This window comes from Streptomyces aureoversilis, from assembly GCF_042657885.1.
In the GTDB taxonomy this organism is placed as follows: domain Bacteria; phylum Actinomycetota; class Actinomycetes; order Streptomycetales; family Streptomycetaceae; genus Streptomyces; species Streptomyces aureoversilis.
Map to the genome: position 1 here is coordinate 1 of NZ_JBHSKJ010000072.1, position 876 is coordinate 876.

Genomic DNA, 876 nt, shown 5'->3' on the forward strand with positions numbered 1-876 from the left:
CTAAAGCGTGTTGCAGAAGGCTGTGATCTGGGCATTTTCTTGGCATGGCCGGTGTGTTGAGGGCTGATCGGGTGTGGGTGGAGACGTTCACGGGTCTGCGTCTGCGGCAGTTTGAGGGGCTGTTGCAGGTGGTGCGGGAGCGGGGCGGCAACGGTCCTGGTGGCGGTCGTCCGTGGTGCCTGCCGCTGGCTGACCGGGTCCTGCTGGTGGCCGTTTACTACCGGACGAACCTCACGATGCGGCAGCTCGCGCCGCTGTTCGGGGTCTCGTCGGCGACCGTGTGCCGGGTCATCCAGCGGCTGCGGCCTCTGCTGGCACTCGAGCCGGCCGCCCGGCCCACCGATGCCGCGGGCCGGCTGTGGATCGTGGACGGCATCTTGATCCCGGTGCGCGACCGGACGGTCGGCGCATCGAGCCGCAATTACCGGTTCTCCGCAAACGTGCAGGTCATCATCGATGCCGACACAAAGCTGGTGGTCGCCACCGCCCGGCCAGCTCCGGGCAACAAGGCCGACGCCCACGTCTGGCGGGACTCCGGCCTGCCCGCCCAGTGCCAGGGCGTGACCGTGCTCGGTGACGGCGCCTACATCAACACCGGGCTCATCGTCCCGCACCGTAAACGCCAGGGAAGGCCCCTCCTGCCGGGCGAGGAAGAGGACAATGCCGAACACCGCAAGGTCCGCGCCCGCGTAGAACATGCCTTCGCGAGGATGAAGAACTACAAGATCCTCCGTGACTGCCGGCAGCGCGGCGACGGCCTCCACCACGCGGTCCAAGCGGTCGCCCACATGCACAACCTTGCCCTGGCAACATGACCAGAACCGCCGGAACCGGGCCCTGACCTGCCAGATCACAGCCTTCTGCAACACGCTTTAG

1 protein-coding gene is annotated in these 876 nt (G+C 67.2%); it reads left to right on the plus strand.

All coding sequences use genetic code 11. From position 1 onward, the window contains the following. The first annotated feature begins 44 nt into the window (after positions 1-44). Entirely contained in the window at positions 45-815 is a 771-nt protein-coding gene (locus tag ACFPP6_RS36450; RefSeq protein WP_382051143.1) for a transposase family protein, read from the plus strand. Positions 816-876 lie beyond the last annotated feature (61 nt).